At 71.0% G+C, this 19,810-nt stretch carries 19 protein-coding genes; 5 read left to right on the top strand and 14 right to left on the bottom strand.

All coding sequences use genetic code 11. The features are described 5' to 3' along the window. Positions 1–28 precede the first annotated feature (28 nt). The 4 genes from EDF33_RS07605 to EDF33_RS07590 are packed head-to-tail and all read right to left on the bottom strand — an operon-like array spanning position 29 to position 4,573. Positions 29–1,423 (bottom strand): cellulase family glycosylhydrolase, encoded by a 1,395-nt coding sequence (locus EDF33_RS07605; protein WP_132099652.1) that lies wholly within the window; start codon positions 1,421–1,423, stop codon positions 29–31. Next, positions 1,423–2,406: a carbohydrate ABC transporter permease gene (locus tag EDF33_RS07600; protein ID WP_207906643.1), complete on the bottom strand. Its 984-nt coding sequence runs from the start codon at positions 2,404–2,406 to the stop codon at positions 1,423–1,425. Before EDF33_RS07600 ends, EDF33_RS07605 begins: the two co-directional genes overlap by 1 nt. Next, positions 2,403–3,281, bottom strand: coding sequence for a sugar ABC transporter permease (locus EDF33_RS07595; RefSeq protein WP_131878500.1), 879 nt, complete (start codon positions 3,279–3,281; stop codon positions 2,403–2,405). Before EDF33_RS07595 ends, EDF33_RS07600 begins: the two co-directional genes overlap by 4 nt. Beyond that, positions 3,281–4,573, bottom strand: coding sequence for a sugar ABC transporter substrate-binding protein (locus tag EDF33_RS07590; protein ID WP_132099651.1), 1,293 nt, complete (start codon positions 4,571–4,573; stop codon positions 3,281–3,283). Before EDF33_RS07590 ends, EDF33_RS07595 begins: the two co-directional genes overlap by 1 nt. Positions 4,574–4,688: 115 nt before the next feature. On the opposite strand from EDF33_RS07590, the gene EDF33_RS07585 reads away from it, so the two are divergent. The 3 genes from EDF33_RS07585 to EDF33_RS20105 all read left to right on the top strand — a co-directional run bounded on the left by EDF33_RS07585 (position 4,689) and on the right by EDF33_RS20105 (position 6,399). Continuing rightward, positions 4,689–5,720, top strand: a complete 1,032-nt coding sequence (locus EDF33_RS07585) for a LacI family DNA-binding transcriptional regulator (protein ID WP_123938866.1) — start codon at positions 4,689–4,691, stop codon at positions 5,718–5,720. A gap of 91 nt (positions 5,721–5,811) precedes the next feature. Next, entirely contained in the window at positions 5,812–6,144 is a 333-nt protein-coding gene (locus EDF33_RS07580) for a hypothetical protein (protein WP_123293983.1), read from the top strand. 102 nt (positions 6,145–6,246) lie between these two features. Then, the gene (locus EDF33_RS20105) at positions 6,247–6,399 is read left to right on the top strand and encodes a hypothetical protein (protein ID WP_159572741.1); all 153 of its coding nucleotides are present in this window, start codon (positions 6,247–6,249) and stop codon (positions 6,397–6,399) included. 8 nt (positions 6,400–6,407) lie between these two features. On the opposite strand, the gene EDF33_RS07575 is transcribed toward EDF33_RS20105, so the two are convergent. Genes EDF33_RS07575 through EDF33_RS07565 form a run of 3 tightly spaced genes read right to left on the bottom strand, consistent with a single transcriptional unit; the run spans position 6,408 to position 9,543 of the window. Beyond that, positions 6,408–7,271: an EamA family transporter gene (locus EDF33_RS07575; RefSeq protein WP_132099650.1), complete on the bottom strand. Its 864-nt coding sequence runs from the start codon at positions 7,269–7,271 to the stop codon at positions 6,408–6,410. Between the two features lie 13 nt (positions 7,272–7,284). Further along, the gene (locus EDF33_RS07570; protein WP_111084503.1) at positions 7,285–7,947 is read right to left on the bottom strand and encodes a response regulator transcription factor; all 663 of its coding nucleotides are present in this window, start codon (positions 7,945–7,947) and stop codon (positions 7,285–7,287) included. A 39-nt stretch (positions 7,948–7,986) separates the two neighbouring features. After that, complete coding sequence (locus tag EDF33_RS07565; protein WP_132099649.1) at positions 7,987–9,543, bottom strand: sensor histidine kinase; 1,557 nt, start codon at positions 9,541–9,543, stop codon at positions 7,987–7,989. 133 nt (positions 9,544–9,676) lie between these two features. On the opposite strand from EDF33_RS07565, the gene EDF33_RS07560 reads away from it, so the two are divergent. Further along, on the top strand, positions 9,677–10,519 hold the full coding sequence (locus tag EDF33_RS07560) for a helix-turn-helix domain-containing protein (RefSeq protein ID WP_165918737.1): 843 nt from the start codon (positions 9,677–9,679) through the stop codon (positions 10,517–10,519). A 101-nt stretch (positions 10,520–10,620) separates the two neighbouring features. Further along, a complete protein-coding gene (locus tag EDF33_RS07555) occupies positions 10,621–11,202 on the top strand; it encodes a hypothetical protein (RefSeq protein WP_132099647.1) in 582 nt (193 codons plus the stop codon). A 49-nt stretch (positions 11,203–11,251) separates the two neighbouring features. Here the strand turns inward: EDF33_RS07555 and EDF33_RS07550 are convergent, their stop codons facing one another. The 7 genes from EDF33_RS07550 to EDF33_RS07520 all read right to left on the bottom strand — a co-directional run bounded on the left by EDF33_RS07550 (position 11,252) and on the right by EDF33_RS07520 (position 19,763). Beyond that, positions 11,252–12,904: an ABC transporter ATP-binding protein gene (locus tag EDF33_RS07550; RefSeq protein ID WP_132099646.1), complete on the bottom strand. Its 1,653-nt coding sequence runs from the start codon at positions 12,902–12,904 to the stop codon at positions 11,252–11,254. Further along, entirely contained in the window at positions 12,901–13,452 is a 552-nt protein-coding gene (locus EDF33_RS07545; RefSeq protein WP_131878487.1) for a MarR family transcriptional regulator, read from the bottom strand. Before EDF33_RS07545 ends, EDF33_RS07550 begins: the two co-directional genes overlap by 4 nt. Then, a complete protein-coding gene (locus tag EDF33_RS07540) occupies positions 13,449–14,858 on the bottom strand; it encodes a serine hydrolase (protein WP_243692384.1) in 1,410 nt (469 codons plus the stop codon). Before EDF33_RS07540 ends, EDF33_RS07545 begins: the two co-directional genes overlap by 4 nt. Before the next feature lie 84 nt (positions 14,859–14,942). After that, on the bottom strand, positions 14,943–15,833 hold the full coding sequence (locus tag EDF33_RS07535) for an ABC transporter permease (RefSeq protein ID WP_132099645.1): 891 nt from the start codon (positions 15,831–15,833) through the stop codon (positions 14,943–14,945). Further along, positions 15,830–16,771: an ABC transporter permease gene (locus EDF33_RS07530; protein ID WP_123293990.1), complete on the bottom strand. Its 942-nt coding sequence runs from the start codon at positions 16,769–16,771 to the stop codon at positions 15,830–15,832. Before EDF33_RS07530 ends, EDF33_RS07535 begins: the two co-directional genes overlap by 4 nt. After that, positions 16,771–18,165, bottom strand: coding sequence for a M14 family zinc carboxypeptidase (locus EDF33_RS07525; protein WP_132099644.1), 1,395 nt, complete (start codon positions 18,163–18,165; stop codon positions 16,771–16,773). Before EDF33_RS07525 ends, EDF33_RS07530 begins: the two co-directional genes overlap by 1 nt. An 11-nt stretch (positions 18,166–18,176) precedes the next feature. Further along, complete coding sequence (locus EDF33_RS07520; protein WP_243692383.1) at positions 18,177–19,763, bottom strand: ABC transporter substrate-binding protein; 1,587 nt, start codon at positions 19,761–19,763, stop codon at positions 18,177–18,179. Positions 19,764–19,810 lie beyond the last annotated feature (47 nt).

Raw genomic sequence — 19,810 nt, 5'->3', positions numbered from 1 at the left:
CCTTCCAGGGTCGGGGCGTGGGCGCGGGTCAGCGCGTGGTCGCGGGGTGCGCGACGCGGATGGACGTGGAGTCGAGCTCGGTGGGCACGTCGACGCAGCGGTCGATGCCACGGGCGGCGAGCATCCCGGTGTCGCCGAGCCGGGACCGCAGGACGACCTGCGGGCCGCGACCGTCCGGTTCCGCCGACGCGACCGCGAGCCAGGCGGCGGCGAACCGTCCGCCGGGGGCGCAGTCGGCACGCATCCCGTGTCGGTCCGAGCCGTCGGGCAGCACGTCGTCGAGCACGAGCGCCGTGGCCGGCGGCGCAGCAGCGGTGTCGGTGGCGCCGGACCGTGCGACGGCCGCGAAGGCCTCGCCAGCGGGCTTGATCCGGCCGTCGTTGGTGAAGAGCCCGAGGTCGTACTCGAGCTCCGGGAAGTCGGCGAGCGACCTGGCGACGTCGTGCGAGCACCACCACGTGACACCGAGCACCTGCTGCGCCCCGAGCACGTGCCGGATGGTCTGCTCGGTGAACGAGGCGGCGTCGGCGGGATCGACGACGTTGGTGGGCGCCCCGACCTCCTGCAGCCAGTTCGGCCGTGCGGGGTCGCGGTTCCACGCGGCGGCGAGCTGGAGCAGGTACTCCCCATGCCGCACCGATCCCGGTCCGAGTGCGCCGTGCAGGGCCGCCGAGCCGTTGAACACCCACGAGTGCGTGACGGTGGCGTCACCGTGGTCCGCCGCGTGCTCCGGTCCGAACGGCTGCGCGTCGTCGTACCAGGCCGCGTCGTACTGCGCGACGGTGACCAGCGGCCGTGGACGCGACCCGCTGCCGGACGGAGCCGACGCGGACGAGTCGAGCCGGGCCTCCCGGCCGGACGAACCGTCCGGACCTGCCGAACCGGACGGACCGGACGCGAGCCCGGACCGTGCCGCCGCGACCATCTCCGCCGCCCACGCGTGCCCCTGGTCCGCCGTGATGTCGTGCGGGGCGGGGTGCGGCTCGTGCGCGAACTGGTTCACCTCGTTGCCGATGGTGATGCCGAGCAGGTTCGGCTTGTCCGCGACCGCTGCGGCGAGCGCCCGGACGTACGCCGCGGTCGACGCGACGACGTCCGGGTCGGTGAACATGTTCCGACGGTGCCAGCTGTCCAGCCACGACGGCACGAAGTCGAAGCTCGACAGGTGCCCCTGCAGGGCGTCGACGTTGACGTCGAGTCCGAACGAGCCGGCGATGTCCACGACCGTCGCGACGTCCTGCAGTGCCGACGCCCGGATGAGGGTGCGGTTCGGATGCACCACCGGCCAGAGCGGGAAGATCCGCACGTGGTCGGCGCCGAGCGAGGCGATCGCCTCGAGGTCCCTGGCGGTGTCCGACGGTGAGAAGTCGAGCCACGAGTGGAACCAGCCGACCGAGGGCGTGTAGTTGACCCCGAAGCGCATCAGCCCTTCACACCGCCCTCTTCGACGCCCTTGAAGAAGAAGCGCTGCAGGACGGCGAAGATCACGGCGATCGGGATGAACGCGATCATGGTGCCGGCGGCGATCATGCGCTGGTCGGTCGCGAACGTGCCCTGCAGGTACTGCAACCCGACGGTCAGGGTGAGGTTCTCCGGCGACTGCAGCACGATGAGTGGCCACAGGAAGTCGTCCCACGCCCCGATGAACGAGAAGATCGCGATGACGGCGATCGTCCCCTGCACGGCGGGCAACGAGATGTACCGCAGCCGCTGCATCGCGTTCGCACCGTCCATCACCGCGGCCTGGTCGATCTCCTCGGGGATCTGCCGGAACGCGTTGAACATGAGCAGCACGTTGAGTGCGGCGATCATGCCGGGTAGGGCGACGCCGACCAGGTTGTCGGCGAGGCCGAGGTCCTTGACGGTGACGAACTGCGAGATGATCGTCGCCTCGCCGGGCAGGACGAGGGTGGCGAGGAACAGTCCGAGCACGAGCTTGCGGTGCCGCCACTGCAGCCGCGCGAGGGCGAAGCCGGCGAGCGTCGCGAAGACGATGTTGCCGAACACGTCGATCGCGGCGACGAGCAGCGAGTTCCCGATGTAGCGCCACACCGGGATCGCGGCGGCCACCTTGAGGTAGTTCTCGATGGTCGGCTCGGTCGGGATGAACGACGGGTTCGCGGTGTAGATGTCCTCGCCGGCACCCTTGAGCGAGGTGGACAGCTGCCACAGGAACGGGCCGATCGTGATGAAGAGCACCACGATGAGCAGGACGTAGCGCACGACCTTCTCGCGGGTGGACATGACACCCCAGACCGCGCGACGGCGCTTGCGTCCGTCTCGTCCGTCTCGTCCGTTCGGCCGGGAGGCCCGTCCCGCGTCCGTCGCGCCCGTCACGTCCGGCGTCGGGCTGGCTGCACCGCGCGCCCCGCCCAGGGCGGGTTCGGTGGTCGTCGTGTTCGTCACTTGTCCGCCTTGCTGTTCATCCGCGCGAGGGCGAGCATCGGGATCAGCGTCACGACGAAGAGCAGGAGGCTCAGGGCGGACGCGTAGCCGAGGTTGCCGGTGAAGCCGCGGGCGTACTGCTGGATGAGCATGACGAGCGAGTTGTCCTGCCCGCCGGGTCCACCGGTGCCGTTGGTGAGGATGTAGAGCTCGCTGAACACCCGGAGCGCGGAGACGCACACCAGGATCCCGACGAGCGTCATGGTGCCGCGGACCCCCGGCATGGTGACCGACCAGAACCGGCGCACCGATCCGGCACCGTCGAGGGCGGCGGCTTCGTGCAGGTCCTTGCCGACGTTCCCGAGGGCCGCGAGGAAGATGATCATGTAGTAGCCGAGGCCCTTCCAGACCGTCAGGCTGATCGCGCTGAGGAGCAGCAGCCACCGGTCGGTCAGGAACGGGACGCTGCCCTGCACGACGCCGAGCGCCTGCGCCATCTCGTTGATGACGCCGCGGTCGTCGAGGATCCAGGTCCAGATGAGCCCGACGACCACGGCCGACGCGATGACCGGCGTGTAGAACGCCGTGCGGAAGAACGCGATCCCGGGGAGTTTCTGCTGGACGAGCACCGCGATGAGCAGCGGCAGCACGGTCAGCAGGGGCAGGCAGATCGCCATGTAGATGACACTGTTGAGCAGCGCCTCCCACACCTGCGGATCGGCGAGCAGGGTCTCGAAGTTCTCGAGCCCGACCCACTGGCTCACGCCCCCCAGCGGGCTCGCGTTCGTGAACGACAGCCGGACGGTGTTGATCGACGGCCAGAGGCTGAACGCGACGAGCCAGACGAGGGCCGGCAGGACGAGCAGCCAGGGCGTGAACCAGCGGTTGGCGCGCATCAGCCGTTGGCCAGCAGGCTGTTCATCTTGGTCTGGGCGGTCTGCAGCGCCTTCTCCGGCGCCACCTGGCCCTTCATGGCGAGGGCGATCTGCTGGTCGAGGAAGTCCGTCATCGCGGAGTTCGCCTCGACCGGGTTGAGGACCTTCGCGGTCTTCAGGGCCTCGTTCGCCAGGACACGGGCCTCGCCGTTGACGGTGCCGTCGTCCTTCGAGAAGTACGGGTCGGACTGCGACGACGTGGTCGACGGGAAGATGTTGACCTTGTGCGCGAAGGCCTCTTGGTTCTCCGCGTTCGTCATGAACTCCGCGAACGCCTCGGCGGTGGCGAGGTGCTTCGACTTGGCCGACACCGACAGGCCCTGCACGTAGAGCGGCGGGGTGTCGAGGGCCGGGCTGACGGTGACCTTGCCCTTGAGCGACGGGTTGTTCTTCTCGAAGTCGGCGAGCGAGGTCGCGCCGCCCGTGGTCCAGGCGACCTTCTGCTGCGTGAACAGCGTCGAGTTGCCGAGGTAGTCGCTGTTCAGCACGTTCGAGGGCATGTAGCCGTCCTGGTACGCGTCCTTGTAGCGCTCGATCAGGTCGGCGGCCGTCGACGAGTCGGCGAAGGTGAACTTCGTGCCGTCCGCGTTGAGGACCTTCACGCCGGCGAGGGTGAAGTCGCCGAGACCGGGCTTCCGGCTCATCAGGTAGTCGGTCGGGCAGTTCTCGTGCATGGTCTTCGCCTGCGTGAACAGCTCGTCGGTGGTCTTCGGCGGGTTCTTCGCGTCGAGGCCGCACTTCGCGAACATCGTCGCGTTCCAGTAGTCGACGTCGGTGTTGAGGTACCAGGGGTACCCGAACGTGCCGTCGACGCCCTTGTACTTGTAGGAATCGAGCGCGCCGGCGACGTACGTGCTCGCGAGCTTCGTGTCGTCCTTCGCGACGTCCTGCAGGAACCCACGCTTCGCGAGCGGCAAGGCGATGTCCGGCGGCAGGTTGATGACGTCGGGCAGCGAGTTCGACGACGCCTGGCTGAGCACCTTGTCGGCGTAGCCGTCGCCCGGCTGGTCCTGCAGCTTGACCTTCGCGTCGGGGTGGGCCTTCTCGAAGTCGGCGATCACCCCGTTCAGGTAGCCCGTGTACGTCGGCGTGAGCGCCCACGTCTGCAGCGTGATCGACCCGCTGATCTCCCCGCTGCCGGTGTCGGCCGCGTTGCCGCCGCTCGAGCAGCCGGTCAGGACGAGTGCCGTGGCGGCAGCTCCTGCGAGCAGCGCTGCGGCGCGGCTCCTCGTCGCACGTGTGGTGGTCCTCATGGCGTCTGACTCCCTCGTCATCCTGCGTGGTCATCGTGCTGAACCGGTTCAGTTCCTGTCCCTGAACCCGCTTGTGGCAGTGACTATGGAGGACTAAAACGCTATAGTCAAGCCCGTGGCCACGAACCGTCGAACGACGATCTCTGACATCGCCGCGCGTGCCGGCGTGTCCGTCAGTGCGGTCTCGTTCGCCCTCAACGACCGCCCCGGCGTGTCCGACGAGACGCGCGAACGCGTCCGCGCGATCGCTCGGGAACTCGACTGGCAACCGCACACCGCAGCGCGCGCCCTGGGTGGCGCGAAGGCCGGCTCGATCGGCTTCGTGCTGAACCGGCCGGCCCGCACACTCGGCACCGAGTCGTTCTTCGGCGACCTGATCTCCGGCATCCAACTCGGGCTCGCCGGCACCCACGTCGGGATGAACCTGCTCGTGGCGCGCGACGCGGCCGAGGAACTCGAGACCTACCGGGCCTGGTGGCGCGGGCACCGGGTCGACGGCGTCGTCGTCATCGACCCGCGGCGCGACGACGACCGGCTCACCCTGCTCGCCGAACTCGGCATGCCCACGGTCGTCGTCGGCTCCCATCCCTCACCCGAGGGCTCCGCACCGAGCGTGTGGATCGACGACGGCGACGCGACCGACACGGTCCTGCGGTACCTGCACGCGCTCGGGCACCGTCGGATCGCGCACGTCGCCGGGCGCCCCGAGTTCGAGCACACCGCCATGCGGATCGGCCGCGTCCGGGCCTTCGCGGCGACCGAGGGGCTCACGGACGCCGTGTCGATCCCGACCGACTACTCGGCCGAGGCCGGCGCGAGTGCGACCCGGACCCTGCTGTCCCGCAGCAGTCGGCCGACGGCGATCGTGTACGACAACGACGTCCTGGCGGTCGCCGGACTCGGGGTCGCGAGCGAGATGGGCGTCGCGGTGCCGACCGACGTCTCGATCGTGTCCTTCGACGACTCGGCGATGATCCAGCTCGTCCGGCCGTCCATCACCTCGCTGACCCGCGACACCGTGGAGCTCGGACAGCGTGCGGCGACGCTCCTGCGCGCGCAGATCGACGCCACTGCACCGCTGGCGTCACGGCCCGGACCACCACTGACCTTGAGCGTGCGGGAATCGACGGCGCGCGCGCAGCCCTGACCGCTGCCCGACACGCCGAGCGGCACGTCGGCGTCCGTCCACGGCGCGCGGCGGACTTGACTCCCGTTCGAACACACGTTCGAATACCGTCGTGGGACGGCGTCGCGAGAACCGGTGGCAGCCCCCGGAGCACCCGGAGGTCGAACGTCCGCGCGCCTACTCGCTCTCAGAGGACGCCCGCGGGCCCGACGTCTGCCACGCCGTCACCCCCGTGCCGGTCTGGGCGTGGATCCAGTTCCCGACATTCCACGTCCGGGTGAAGGCCTTCGCGAAGAGCTGGACCCGCGATGCCGTCATGGTCGAGTGGGCCCAGTTCGGACAGCAGGCGGACGCGTGGGTGTGGCGGTCCGCCGTGAAGCACCGCACCCTGCGCGCCGACCAGGCGGAGCGCGCGATGCGGAGTCCGCAGAACGCAGCGCGTTGACTTCTGCTCGCACCCCGAGGATGGTTTGTCGAACACCGGTTCGGCAAGTAACTCACTGATCGAGGCATTCGTTCGAGTGTCGCTCCGGGACGAGGAGGCACCATGAAGAACACAGCGGTGCCGTCCTGGGTCGCCCACGTGCTCACCCCGCCCGAGGTCATCAGCGCCTACGTCGAGGCCCGGGTCAACGATCCGGCCCTGCTGTCGGGCGAGCACACGGAACCCACGTACGCCGACTTCCTCGGCGACGAGTAGACGGTCGTTCAGCGGCGTCGGCGGCGCGCGGACAGCGTGACGCCGACGCTCGCAGCGGTGACGCACACCAGCGCCACCGTCTCCAGCACGGACAGCCCCTCGCTGAGCACCACGAGACCGGCCAGCGCGGCGATCGCCGGGCCGAGACTCTGCAGCACGCCGAACACCCGCGTCGGCATCCGCCGCAGCGCCAGCATCTCGAGGGCGTAGGGCAGCACGCTCGACAGCACCGCGACCGCGCCGAAGACGAGCAGGAGCACGGGTTCGCGGGCCACGCCGTCGATCGCGGACGGGAGCCCGAACGGCAGCGACACGAGCATCGCGACCACCATCGACACCACCAGGCCGTCGACACCCGGGATCGCGGCGCCGACGTGCCGGTTCATCACGATGTAGCCCGCCCAGCACGCCGCCGCGAGCACGGCCCAGACCACGCCGCCGACCTCGGTCACGGCGCTCGGGCCGACCCCGAGCAGCACGACGCCGGCGAGCGCCAGGGCGGCCCAGAGCGCGTCCCGCCACCGCCGGGTGTGCACGAGGGACAGGGCGAGCGGACCGAGGAACTCGATCGTCACCGCGACCCCGATCGGGATGGTCGCGAAGGCCAGGTAGATGAAGACGTTCATACCGCCGAGCGCCAGCCCGAGGCCGACCGCGCCGAGCCACTGCGCGCGGGTCCAGTGCCCGACGCGGGGACGGACGACCAGCGCGAGCACCACTGCGCCGATCACGAGCCGGAGCGTCGCGGCCCCGACCGCGCCGACGTCGTCGAAGTGGGTCTTCGCGATCGCGGCACCGAGCTGGACGGACACCATCGCGGTGAGGGCGAGCAGCGGAGCCGGGATCCGGTCGGTGCCGCGGGCCTGGTTCATCCGCGGGACCGGCTCATCCGAGGTAGGCGAGCACGGCGAGGACGCGGCGGTGGTCCTCGCCGGTGTCCTCGAGCGCGAGCTTGCCGAAGATGCTCGACACGTGCTTCTCGACGGCGCCGGTGCCGATGACGAGGGCGCGGGCGATGGCCGCGTTCGTGCGCCCCTCGGCCATCAAGCCGAGCACGTCGCGTTCGCGCGGGGTGAGCGCGGCGAGTGGGTCGCGCCGCCGGCTCATCAGCTGCGTGACGACCTCGGGGTCGAGCACGGTGCCACCGGCCGCGATCCGACGAACGGCGTCGTCGATCTCCTCGAGCCGGGTGACGCGGTCCTTGAGCAGGTAGCCGATGCCCGTCGCACCGGCGGCGAGGACGTCTTCGGCGTAGGTGGCCTCGACGTACTGCGAGAGGAGCAGGACCCCGGTGCGCGGGGCGATCCGACGGGTCTCGACGGCGGCGCGGACGCCTTCGTCGGTGAAGGTCGGCGGCATCCGGACGTCCATGACGACGACGTCGGGAGCGCCGTCCGGCAGCGTCGCGAGGAACGCACGGGCGTCCGCGTACTGACCGATGACGTCGATGCCGGCTTCGTCGAGCACGCGGGCCAGGCCCTCGCGCAGCAGGACGGCGTCGTCGACGACGACGGCCCGGATGCGTGCTGCATCCGGGCCGTCTGTCATGCCGACCAGCCTAGTGGGAGCGCGGGCGCTCCCGTCGGGTCACGACCGCGGGTTCGCCGTCGTGGGGACGCCGTTCAGGGCACCGAGCGGGATCCGCGCCGTGGCCTCGGTCGGGCCGCCCTCGGGGCTCGCGACGACCAGGTCGCCGTCGAGCGCGCGCATCCGGCCGATCAGGCCCTCGATGCCGTGGCCCTGCTGGGGTCGTGCTCCGCCGCGGCCGTCGTCGGTCACGCTGACGGTCAGGTACCAGAGCCCGGAGGCGTCGACCACGAGGCCGAGGTACACCCCGGCGGTCGTGGCACCGGCGTGCTTCATGGTGTTCGTCAGGAGCTCGCTCACCGTGAAGTACACGTTGCGCTGGATCTCCGTCGCGAGCTCGAGGCCCTCCGGCAGGCGGACGTCGAGGCCGACCGGGATCGGGGTGCGGGCGACGAGCGCTTCGAGGGCCGCCACGAGCCCGCGGTCGAGCAGGATCGGCGGGGCGAACCCGCGGGACAGCGCACGCAGTTCGTCGAGGGCGTCCTGCGCGTGCTCGGAGGCCTCGCCGATCAGCTGCTTCGCCTTCTGCGGGTCCTTCTCGAACGCGCGTTCCGCTGCCGACAGGTCCATCCGGAGCCGCACCAGGCGCTGCTGAGGGCCGTCGTGGAGGTCGCGCTCGATCTGGCGCAGGGCCTGACCCTCGGCGGTCACGGCACCGGCACGGGAGGCCTGGAGTCCGGCGACGCGCTGCTCGAGCTGCTCGGCACGGAACCCGCCGAGCAGACCGAAGTCCACCCAGTAGTGCGCGATGACCGAGCCACGGGCCCAGAGCGGGAACAGCACGACCGAGGCGGCCATCGACAGCAACCCGAGGAACCCGAACCCGACGACGGAGGTCATGTCCCACCCGAAGTACTGAGCACTCAGTCCGTTCGCGAACGCGACCACCGCGAGCCCGACGGGCCAGAGGAACCCGGCGAGCAACAGGACGCCGGCGCTCACGGTGAAGAGCGCGACGAGCGGGTAGACGACCGCTGCGTGCAGCAGGTAGAGCCAGTAGTGCGGGTTGGCGACCGCGGAACCGGTGCGCGTCCACCAGTTCTGCTGCCAGCGGGGCGTCCAGTCCACCGGGCGGATCGGACGCCGGTCGGCCCATCCGATGCGGAGCTTCTCGAACTGTCCGAGCCACCGCGCCACGAACAGCGCGATGAAGAACATCAGCAGCACGAACGGGTTGAACAGGTCGCGGAAGCCGCCGCCGAAGATCGCCGCGGGGAACGCGAAGTAGAGCGTGCAGAGCAGCACCCCGGTCAGGGCCATGTAGCCGAAGTCGCGCGGCAGGCGCTTCCACGACTCGCGGTAGAACGCGCCGGCGGTCATGCCGGAGCCCGCACTACCGCCCCGGCCGCCACCCGGCGCCGATCCGTTCGGCGGGGTCGCTCCCCACGACGCCGGCGGCGTCTGCTGGTCGTGCTGTCGCGGGTACTGCGGCATCGGCTTGGTGGCTCCAGGTGGGACGGAGTCGCCCAACGGGACGGTCTGGGCCTGGTCGGGCGAGGGCGTGACGTCGTCCAGCGGGACGGTTCGCGCCTGGTCGAGGCGGTCGGTGTCGGTCATGACTCCAGCCTCGCGATCGAGGGGCCGTTCCCCCATCCTGCCCCCTCCCCACCCCGGGTGGGGTTATCCCCCCTCTCCACAGATCTCCCGAGGCCGATCGTCGCGGGACGGCCCGCAGGACATGCTCGTGGTGATGGGCGACGCACTCCGAGCACTGATCGACGCCGTCGGCCTCGAGGTCGGGCCCGGCGAGGAGATCCGATCCGACGACGACCGCTGGACGCTCGATCTCGATCCGGACGGTACGCACGCCTGGGTTGCGACCCGGCACCGGCCGGTCTGGCTCCACCGCGACGACACACTCGTGTTCATCGAGGCTGGTGGAGCCGCACTGGTCGAGCAGCACCCGACGACGTCGATCGGCTCCGACCCCGAGCGGCACGGTCCGCCTCGAACTGCTCCTTCGTACGACTTCCCGCACGAGGCCCTGTTCGCCGACACCGGCGTCGTCGTCGGATCGGCGACGCTGGGGCCACTCGCTGCCGAGGTCCTCGCGCTCCCGTCGATCGCCACCACCCAGCCCGCGGGCTTCCCGTCGGCGGACGTCGTGCTGGCGCTGCGTCACGTCGGTCACCTCGACGGCGGCCGGTGGCACGGCGTGCAGCAGGATGCGCTCGCGCGACTCGTGGTCACGACCGTGCTCCACGACAACCCACCGCCCTTGCTGCGCGACAACAGCCTGGCGAGGGTCCTCGACCGGCTCTTCGACCCGGCGGGCGGGCACTCGACTGCGGACCTGCTCGACGGCGTCGGCATGTCTCCGCGCACCCTCGAGCGTCGGTGCACCGAGACCACGGGCTGCACGCCGGCCCAGCTCGGGCGGTGGTTCCGGAGCCTCGGCGTCCGGAGTGCACTCACCCGGGGTGACCGTCCCGCCGAGGTCGCTGCACGCTTCGGCTTCAGCACCACCGCCTCCATGCGACGCGCGCTGCAGCGGGTCCCCGCACCGGAGACCGACCTCCCTCGGAGGTTCTGACGGTTCTGGTTCACGAATCCCGCGGTTCGCGAACCAGGACCGTCAGCCGCCCGGACAGAACATGCTTTCCCCGCCGCGCGGGCTGCGCGTAGTGTGCGGGCATGCAGAACATCACGGGGGTTCGGGTGGTCTCGGCCGCGGCGGTCGTCGCAGCGGTCGTGTTCGGGGCGCGCGGACTGGTCGGGACGATCTGGCTCGCGCCGTGGGACCTGCCGAACGGACTGCTCCTCGTCGCCACGGCGCTCGCCGGGCTGGCGGGTGCGGTCGTGCTCGTCGCCGCGGTGCGCGCTCGGGACCGTCGGGCGCTCGCGTTCGCGGTGTCGGTCCTGGCGTTCGCGCTCTTGTGGCCCGCGCCGGGTTGGGCCACCGCGGTGCTCCTCGTCGTCGCGCAGGGTGCACTCGTGGCGTTCGGCGTGCTGACCGTCCGGAACGAGGACGGCGTGCAGCGGGCCGTCGGCTGGGTCGTCACCGTGGGGGCGTCGCTGTGGTTCGTCACCGCGCTGCTGTCGAACGCGGTGCTCCTCACGGCGCTGCCGCAGGAGGCACTCGGCATCGCGTTCTCCGTCCCGGGGCTGCTGCAGACCGTGGCCTACCTGGCGGCGACGGTGCTCGTCGCCGTCCCGCTCCTGCGTCCGGTGGGCCGGGGCGTGAACGCGCTCTGGGCCTCGGCCGAGGTGCGCTGACTCCGCAACGACGCTGAGCCCGCAACGACGCTGAGCCGGCGAGCGCCCCTCAGCCGGCCCGTGCCGCCAGGCGCTCGGATCGGCGCACTGCCTGCTCGTCCGGGTCCGGCACCGGCGCGGCCTGGATGAGTCGACGCGTGTAGGGGTCCTGCGGCGACCGGAGGATGGCGTCGCGACTCCCCTGCTCGGCGACCTTCCCGCCGTGCAGCACGACGACCCGGTCGCACAGCGTGTCGACCACGGCCAGGTCGTGGGTGACGAACAGGCACGCGAAGCCGAGACGTTCCTGCAGCTCGCGGAAGACGTCGAGCACCCGCGCCTGCACCGAGACGTCGAGGGCGCTCGTCGGCTCGTCGGCGATGAGCAGTGCGGGGTCGAGTGCGACGGCGCGTGCGATCGCGACGCGCTGCCGTTGTCCGCCGGAGAGCTCGTGCGGGAAGCGCTCGCGGTACCCGCCGTCCAGGCCGACGTCGGCGAGCAGCCGGTCCACCCGTTCGTCGATCTGGGCCGACGGCAGGCGCAGGATCTGCCGGAGCGGCTCGGCGACGGTCTGTCCGACCGTGTAGCGCGGGTTGAGCGACCGGAGCGGGTTCTGGAAGACCACGCCGACGTGTCGCCGCATCTCCCGGCGCGCTGCTCGCCGGGCGACTGCCACGTCGGTGCCCTCGACGACGACCGAACCGGACGTGATCGGTGCGAGCCCCACGGCGGCGCGGCCGATGGTGGTCTTGCCGCTGCCGGACTCGCCCACGAGTCCGACGATCTCACCGCGACCGACCGTGAACGACACGTCGTCGACCGCGCGGAACCGCCCGCGCAGTGCACCGCCGTACTCGACCACGAGGTGCCGGACGTCGAGGACGACCGACGGGGCCTCCGTGACGGGGTCGACCCGCGCCTCCCGGCCGACCTCGGTGCCCATGCGTGGGACCGCAGCGAGCAGGTCACGGGTGTAGTCGGCGGACGGTGCGGCGAAGACCGCGGCGACGGTGCCCGTCTCGACGACGCGACCGCGGCGCATGACGACCACGCGGTCGGCGATGTCGGCGACGACGCCCATGTCGTGGGTGATGAGGAGGATCGCGGTGCCGGTGCGTTCGCGCAGCGCACGCAGGACGTCGAGCACCTCGGCCTGCACCGTGACGTCGAGTGCGGTCGTCGGCTCGTCGGCGATGAGCAGGTCGGGGTCGGCGGCGAGCGCCATCGCGATCATCACCCGCTGCGCCTGTCCGCCGGAGAGCTCGTGCGGGTACTGGCCGAGCCGGCGTTCGGGTTCCGGCACCTCGACGGCACGCAGGAGCTCGAGCGAACGGTGCCGGACGGCGGCGCGGTCGTGCGAGGCGTCGGCGCGGCGGACGGCCTCGGCCAGCTGGAACCCGACCGTGAACACCGGGTTGAGCGCGGCCGACGGGTCCTGGAAGATCATCGACACGCTGCGGCCGCGGACCCCGCGCAGGGTGCGTTCGTCGGTGCCGAGCACCTCGAGGTCGCCGAGCCGGATGCTGCCGGAGGACCGCGCGCCGTCCGGCGCGATCCCCATCGCCGTCATCGCGGTCATGCTCTTGCCGGATCCGGACTCCCCGACGACGGCGACGACCTCGCCGCGGCCGACGGTGAACGAGGCGTCGTCGACCGCGCGGACCTCGGCGCCGTCGACGTCGAAGGTCACGGACAGGTGGTCGACGGTCAGGACGTCGGTCATGGGGTCTCCGAGCGGTCGGTGCGGTCGCGGGCGGCCTTGAACGCCTCCCAGTCCTCGAGCATCTTGTGGTGGTGGCCCTGCAACCACTGCATGTAGTCGCGGCCGTTGAGCAGGCGCTCGCGGACCTCGGCGTCGACGTCGCCCGCCCCGGTGCGGCCGGCGTGCTCGACCACCGCCAGGCCGTGTCCGATGATGTCGCGCTGCCGGTCGAGGTACTTCCGTTCCCCGGCGAGCCAGGAGCCCCAGACGTCGGCCTCGGCGCGGAAGTAGTGGCTGCGCTCGCCGGCGACGATCTGCCGCTTCACGAACCCGGAGTCGACGAGCCGGCGCGTCGCCATCGAGACCGAACCCGAGCTGGCGCCGAGCGCGCGTTGGAGATCGGCGGACGACGAGTGCGGCGCGCGGGTCATCATGAGGTAGCCGAGCACGCGGGCGTCGGTGAGCGCCATGCCCGCACCGTCGTTGAGCATGAGGGCGAACTCCTCGACGAACGCCTGACGCTCGGGTTCGAGCACGACGTCGTCGCGCCCGACACCGTCGTCGCTCACGGTGCCAGCCCTGCCGCGACCTCGGGCGACTCGGTCGGGATCGTCCACGGTTCCTCGGTCATGCCACCGCCGGCGCGGATCGACCGGACGGCGCCGTCGGCGTCGCGCGTGAAGGTGATGTCCTCGTCGACCGAGCCGAAGCGGTTGCCGTGCGTCATCCGGAGCGTGTCCGCGTCGACGACCTCGAGCCGGGTGGGGGTGTCGAGCGGTTCGGGTCCGGACGGGTCGACCTCGACGAGCCGGTCGCCGATGCGGGCGATGTCGCTGACGCCCCACGGGTTGGCGAAGCGTCCGGTGTACGCGGCGGTGTCGACGTCGTCGGGCACGGGGGTGCCCGGCGCGGACGTGTCCGCCGCGGCGTCGAGCATCTGCACGACGGCGGTGGCGATGAGGGTGGCGGGCCCGGCGGCGGCGCTCGTCATGACGGACACGACGAGTCCGGATGCCGGGTCGAACAGCGACTGCGTGATGTGCCCGGGGAACCCGCCCGAGTGGCCGCGGACGTCGCGGCCTCCGATGCGGTCGACGATGAACCCGGCGCCGTAGCCGCGGGCGGCCGGGTCGTCGGTGGCGCTCCAGGCCTTGCGCTGCGCGAGTCGCTTCGAGTGGTCGTCGAGCAGGCTGCCGGCCCCGATGACGTGCTGCGAGAAGTACTTGACCAGGTCGGAGGCGGTGCCGTGGAACCCGGTGGCGGCGGCCATGGCGTGGGTGTCCACGTGGTCGATGCGCTGCCGCTGCCGCGCGGTGTGGAACCCGGTGTAGCCGACCACGAAGTCGTCGGCGCGCGTGGGGTCCCAGTCGGGGCCGGTGTTCCGCAGGCCCAGGGGTTCGGTGATCGACTCGCGGACGAAGTCGTTGTAGGACTGCCCGGAGACCGCGGCGATGACGAGCCCGAGCAGCGAGTAGCCGAGGTTCGAGTAGTTGAACGACGACCCGGTGGGGACCTTCTGCCCGCGGTCGAGCACGAGTGCCAAAAGCTCCTGCTCGTCGGGGAACGGGCGCAGGAGCGACCAGTAGTCGCCGTCGTGGCCGTCGCGGATGACCCCGGCACCCATCTCCATGAGCTCACGGATCGTGGCGTCGGCGAGCGGGGAGCCGCCGTCGACCAGCGCCGGGACGTACGTGCCGACGGTGTCGTCGAGCCGGAGCGACCCGCGCTCGGCGAGCTGGAGCAGTGCCGTCGCGGTGAAGGTCTTCGAGTGCGAGGCGATGCGGAACAGGTCGGTGGTGGTCAGGCGGCGCCCGGCCTCGACGTCGGCGTAGCCCCAGGCCTCGTCGAACAGCACCTCGCCGCCGAACCCGATGGCGACCTGCACGCCCGGCACCCGCAGCTGCCAGACCTTGTACGACACCCACTCGTGGATGTAGGGCAGGGTCTTCCGGTACGCGGAGAGGGTGTCGGTCACGGTGGTCCTTTCGAAGGGCGGTGGTTCGAGTCTGGCGCGTCGGTCGCGACGGTGCCCACCGCGACGCGGCGTGCACCGTGCAGGTCAGCGCCGACGCGGGTCGAGCGCGGCGCGCAGCGTGTCGCCGAGCGCGATGACGGAGAGCACCGTGACGGCGAGGAACGCCGCGGGTGCGATGAGCATGTGCGGGGCGCGGAGGAACTGCGACGTCGCGGCGGAGAGCTGCAGTCCCCACGAGATCGCCGGGCTCTCGAGCCCGATGCCGAGGTAGGTCAGCGACGACTCGGACACGATGACGCCGCCGACGGTGATGGTCGCGAGCACGAGCAGCGGCGAGATCGACGACGGCAGCACGTACCGGGTGGTGATCCGCCAGGTGGACAGCCCCATCGTGCGGGCGGCGAGCACGAACTCGGCGTTCCGCACGCTGCGGACGCTCGACCGCACGAGCCGGGCCATCGTCGGCCACCCGAACAGCGCGAGCACGAGCGACACCGTCAGCACGGACCGCTCCCCCACGCTGTTGAGCACCACGACGGCGCCGAGCAGGAACGGGAAGCCGAGGAACACGTCGGTCAGGCGACCGAGCACGGCGTCGACCCAGCCGCCGACCATGCCGGCGATCGTCCCGACGACGACGGCGACCATGCCGGCGAGCACGGTGGTGAGCACCGCGACGGCGATCGACGACCGGGTGCCGTAGACGACGTTGGCGTACACGTCGCAGCCCTGCAGGTCGAAGCCGAACGGGTGCCCGCTGGTCGGCGAGGCGCCGCTCTGCCCGAGGTCGCACACCCGGGGGTCGCCGTGGCCGAACAGTCCGGCGAACAGCTGCGGGAACGACGCGATGAGCAGCACGACGACCAGGACCGATGCCGGCACCCAGAAGCCCGGGGTGCGGGCCGCGGCCAGCAGGGGTCGTCGTCGGCCGCCGACGACGGGTTCGACGGTGGCACTGAGCGCTGAGGTGGTCATGCGGCTGCTCCGGTCCGGACGCGGGGGTCGAGGGCGGCGTGCAGCAGGTCGACGAGCACGCTCGTGACGAGGAACACCAGGATGAGCGCGGTCGAGATGCCGACGACGACGGCGCCCTCGTGCGACCGGATGCCCTGGAACAGCAGGTTGCCGACGCCGGGCAGGTTGAAGATGCCCTCGATGATCACGGTGCCACCCATCAGGTACCCGAGGTCGGTCGCCAGGTAGGTGGCGGTGGGGATGAGCGAGTTCCGCATCACGTGCACGCCGACGATCCGACCGGGTGCGAGCCCCTTGGCCCGTGCGGTCCGGACGTAGTCGGCGTCGAGGGTCTCGATCATCGAGGTGCGGGTGAGCCGGGACACCGCTGCGAGGCCGAAGAGCGCGATGACGAACGCCGGCAGGATGTACGCCGTCGGCCAGCCCGCGGTGACGCCGGCGACCGGGAACCAGTGCAGCCGCACCGAGAACACGAGCTGCAGGGCGACGCCGAGGACGAACACGGGGATCGCACCGACGACGATGGTGCCGACGAGGACCGTCTTGTCGAGGGCGGTCCCGCGCTTCAGGGCGGAGAGCACCCCGAGCCCGATGCCCAGGACGATCTCGAGGGCCCACGCGGTGAGCGCCAGGGTGATCGTGACGGGCCACCGCGAGGCCATCTGCTCGCCGACGGACTGCCCGTTGAAGTCGGTGCCGAAGTCGCCGCGGAACAGCCCGCCGACGTACTGCACGTACTGCAGCCAGAGCGGCTGGTCCAGGTGGTACTCGGCCCGGAGCGTGCGGACGACCGCGTCGCTGAGCGGCCGGTCGCCGCCGAGCGCCCGGATCGGGTCACCGGGCAGCGCGAACGTCATCGCGTAGATGAGGAACGTCACCCCGAGGAACACGATGGCCAGGCCGCCGAGCCGGCGACCGACGGCGAGCGTGGGACGCATCACGCGCCTCCCGACACGGCCGCCGACACCGGACGGGAGGCGCGGGTCGGGTCCGCCACGTGCGCCGCGCAGGCGAGGATCGCCCCGTACTGCACCCCCACCAGTTTCCGCACCGGGATCGGGTCCGCCTCGGTGGCGGCGTCGGCCTGCCAGTGCGCGTAGCGCTCCGCCAGGCGGTCGCGCAGGCGCCGGAGCGGCGCGGACGCCGTACCGGCGGTGGTCTCCGCCTCGAACGCGCGCAGCAGCATGCCGCCGTAGCGCAGCCGGAAGCAGCGGACCAGGTCCTCGCAGCCGAAGCGCTCCGCGACGGTGGCCCGCCGGTCGGCCGGCTCGCGGTCGGCCCGGCGGCGGTCGGTGTCCGCCGTGCCGACGAGCATCGGCACGAAGGCCCGCGACGCCTCGAGGAACGGCGACTCGATCGACAGCATCGGCGACGCCTCGTCGAGCAGCTGCTGGAGTTCCTCGCCCGAGGCACCGAGCTCGGCGGAGCAGCGCCGCAGCAGGTCGGCGTACGACTCGTCGGTCGAGGTCTGGTCGTCGGCGTCCGGGTGGCTCCAGTACGGCAGTTCGGCCACCATGCACAATGCTCCGTGCCGCATCGCCCACGCCGCACTCGACGCACCGTGGATGTGCTCGCCCGGGTCGACCCCGAGTCCTTCGAGGTAGTCGTACGCGGTCTCGATCCCGTCCATCGCGAACACCGCGGGGGCGAGTTCGCGCAGGAACGGCGACTCGGGCTCCCCGGTGTCGAGCGGCAGCCCGAGCGCGGCGGGGACCGCGTGCAGGGTGTCGACGACGTCGGGCAGGTCCTCGGACAGGTAGTAGTAGACCCCGCCCATCTCGCCGTTGTGCAGCGACACCAGCAGGTCCGGCTCGGTGTCGTCGATGAGCCGCATGAACGCGAGCGTCTCCGGCAGCACCTGGTCGAAGTACACCGACTTGTGGCTGTTCGGGAACGTCCACTCCACCTGGCTGTCGGGTGCCGGGCGGTAGAAGTGCCGCGAGTAGAACACCCGGTCGTGCGGGTCGTGGAACCACGCCTCGTTGAGCCGCATGCCGTCCGGGTCGATCGTCGGGACGATGTGCCAGGTGACGTCGAGCGCACGGGCGTCGTCGTCGGTGAGCACCGTCTGGGCGAGGTGCAGGGCCGTCCACGAACCGATCGGTTCGTTCGGGTGCACGCCGCCGACCACGACGGCGGCGTGCGACCCGGTGCCGATCCGGTAGGAGTGCAGTGGTTCGCCGAGGCGGCTGGTGCCGATCCGGGTGACCGTGACCTGGTCCGGGTGGGACGCTGCGAGCGCGTCGAACCGGGCGTGCAGGTCGTCGACGAGCGGGAAGCCGTCGTGGTCGGGGACCTCGGCCGCCAGGCGGAGGATGGTGCGCTGGTCCATGTGGCGGTGCCCTACTTCACGGCGATCTGCGCGACGACCGGGCTGCCGGCGACCGCGGGGAGCTTCGTGACCTTGTCACTCGTGACGTACGAGTACTTGTCGAAGAAGGTCGGGACGACGGGGAAGTCCTCGAGGACGGCCTCCTGCGTCTTCGTGTAGTACTCGTTCGCCTCGTCCTGCGAGCCGGCCGAGTCGGCCTTCGCGAGCAGCGCGTCGACGGTGTCGGACTGGTAGTACCCGGTGCAGGGCGAGCAGCCGCCGGCCAGGGTGAACAGGGCGCGGAGGGTGTTCTGCTGACTGATGTACAGCGCACCCCAGTGACCGAAGTGCGGGCCGGCGACCTTCTTGTCCGTCAGCTCGGAGTAGTACGAGGCCCAGTCGGTGGTGGCCTTCGCGACGGTGTCGACGCCCAGGTTCTGCCGGATCTGGTTGGCGTACGCCTCGTAGAGCGAGTCGAGGCCGCTGCCACCGGGGTAGACGAGCGTGATCGTGCCGTCGAAGCCGCCGGACTTCGCCAGGAGCTTCTTCGCAGCCGCGGCGTCGAACTCGCACGCGTCGCCGCAGATGCCCTCTTCGGTGCCGGACATCGACGGGGGCGTGAGTGCGGTGGCCGGTTCGTACAGGCCGCCGTAGATTGCCGTGTTCACCTCGTCACGGTCGATCGACATCGAGATCGCCCGACGGACATCGGGGTCGGAGTACCGGTCGTCCCAGAGCGGGAAGCCGAGGTAGTCGATGCCCGGGGCGTCGAAGGAGTGCAGGCGGTCACCGAAGTCGGCCTTCGCGCTCGTCATCTTGTCGGTCGGCAGGAACAGCACGTCGGCGTTGCCCGCGAGGACGTCGGTGTAGGCGGTGTTCATGTCGGAGTAGCTCCGGAACGTGACGTCCTTCGTGACCGGCTTCGTGCCCTCGTAGTCCTTCCACGCGGTGACGGTGAACTCCTTGTCCGCCTTCCACGCCGACTGCATCTCGTAGGGGCCGTTCCCGATCGGCTTCTTGTCGTACGCCTTCAGGTCGTCGTAGGCGGCCTCGGGCATCGGGTAGAACGCCGTCTGGGCCTGGCTGAGCTGGAGCGGGAACTGGCTGTCGGCGTGGGTGAGCGTGACCGTGAAGGTGTCCTTGCCGGTGACCTGCAGCCCCGACATCTCCTTCGTCTTCGGGGTGCCCTTCGCCGGGTTGAGGTCCGTGTACCCGACGATCGCGGCGAGCTGCCCGCTGTTCTCCCACGCGTTGGGGCCGTAGGCGACGTGGTTCCAGGCCTTCACGTAGCTCTCCGGGGTGACGGCCTCGCCGTTCTGGAACGTCCAGCCGTCCCGGAGGGTGATGGTCCACGTGGTGGCGTCGTCGCTCTCGACGCTCTTCGCGGCGACGTCGTGGAGCTCGCCCTTCGCGTCGGTCTGCGTCAGCGGCGCGAACAGGCTCTGCACCTGGTCGAACGCGACGGTCTGTCGTCCGGGCGTCAGGTGGTCGGGCTCGCCGGTGGCGTACACCAGGCTCGATCCGCCGGCGGAGTCGGCCGTGCCGCTCGCCGAACAGCCGGTCACCACGAGCGCCAGTGTGGCTGCCGTGGCCAGGGCGGCGATGGTCCTGCGTCGCATGGGGGTCTCCTCGGGTCGTCGTTGATGAGTGAAGCTAGGCCCGTTCG

Origin of the sequence: Curtobacterium sp. PhB146 (genome assembly GCF_004342995.1) — a bacterium.
Lineage (GTDB): Bacteria > Actinomycetota > Actinomycetes > Actinomycetales > Microbacteriaceae > Curtobacterium.
Note: the sequence above shows the minus strand (reverse complement) of the source record. Positions and strands in the feature narration are given on the sequence as shown.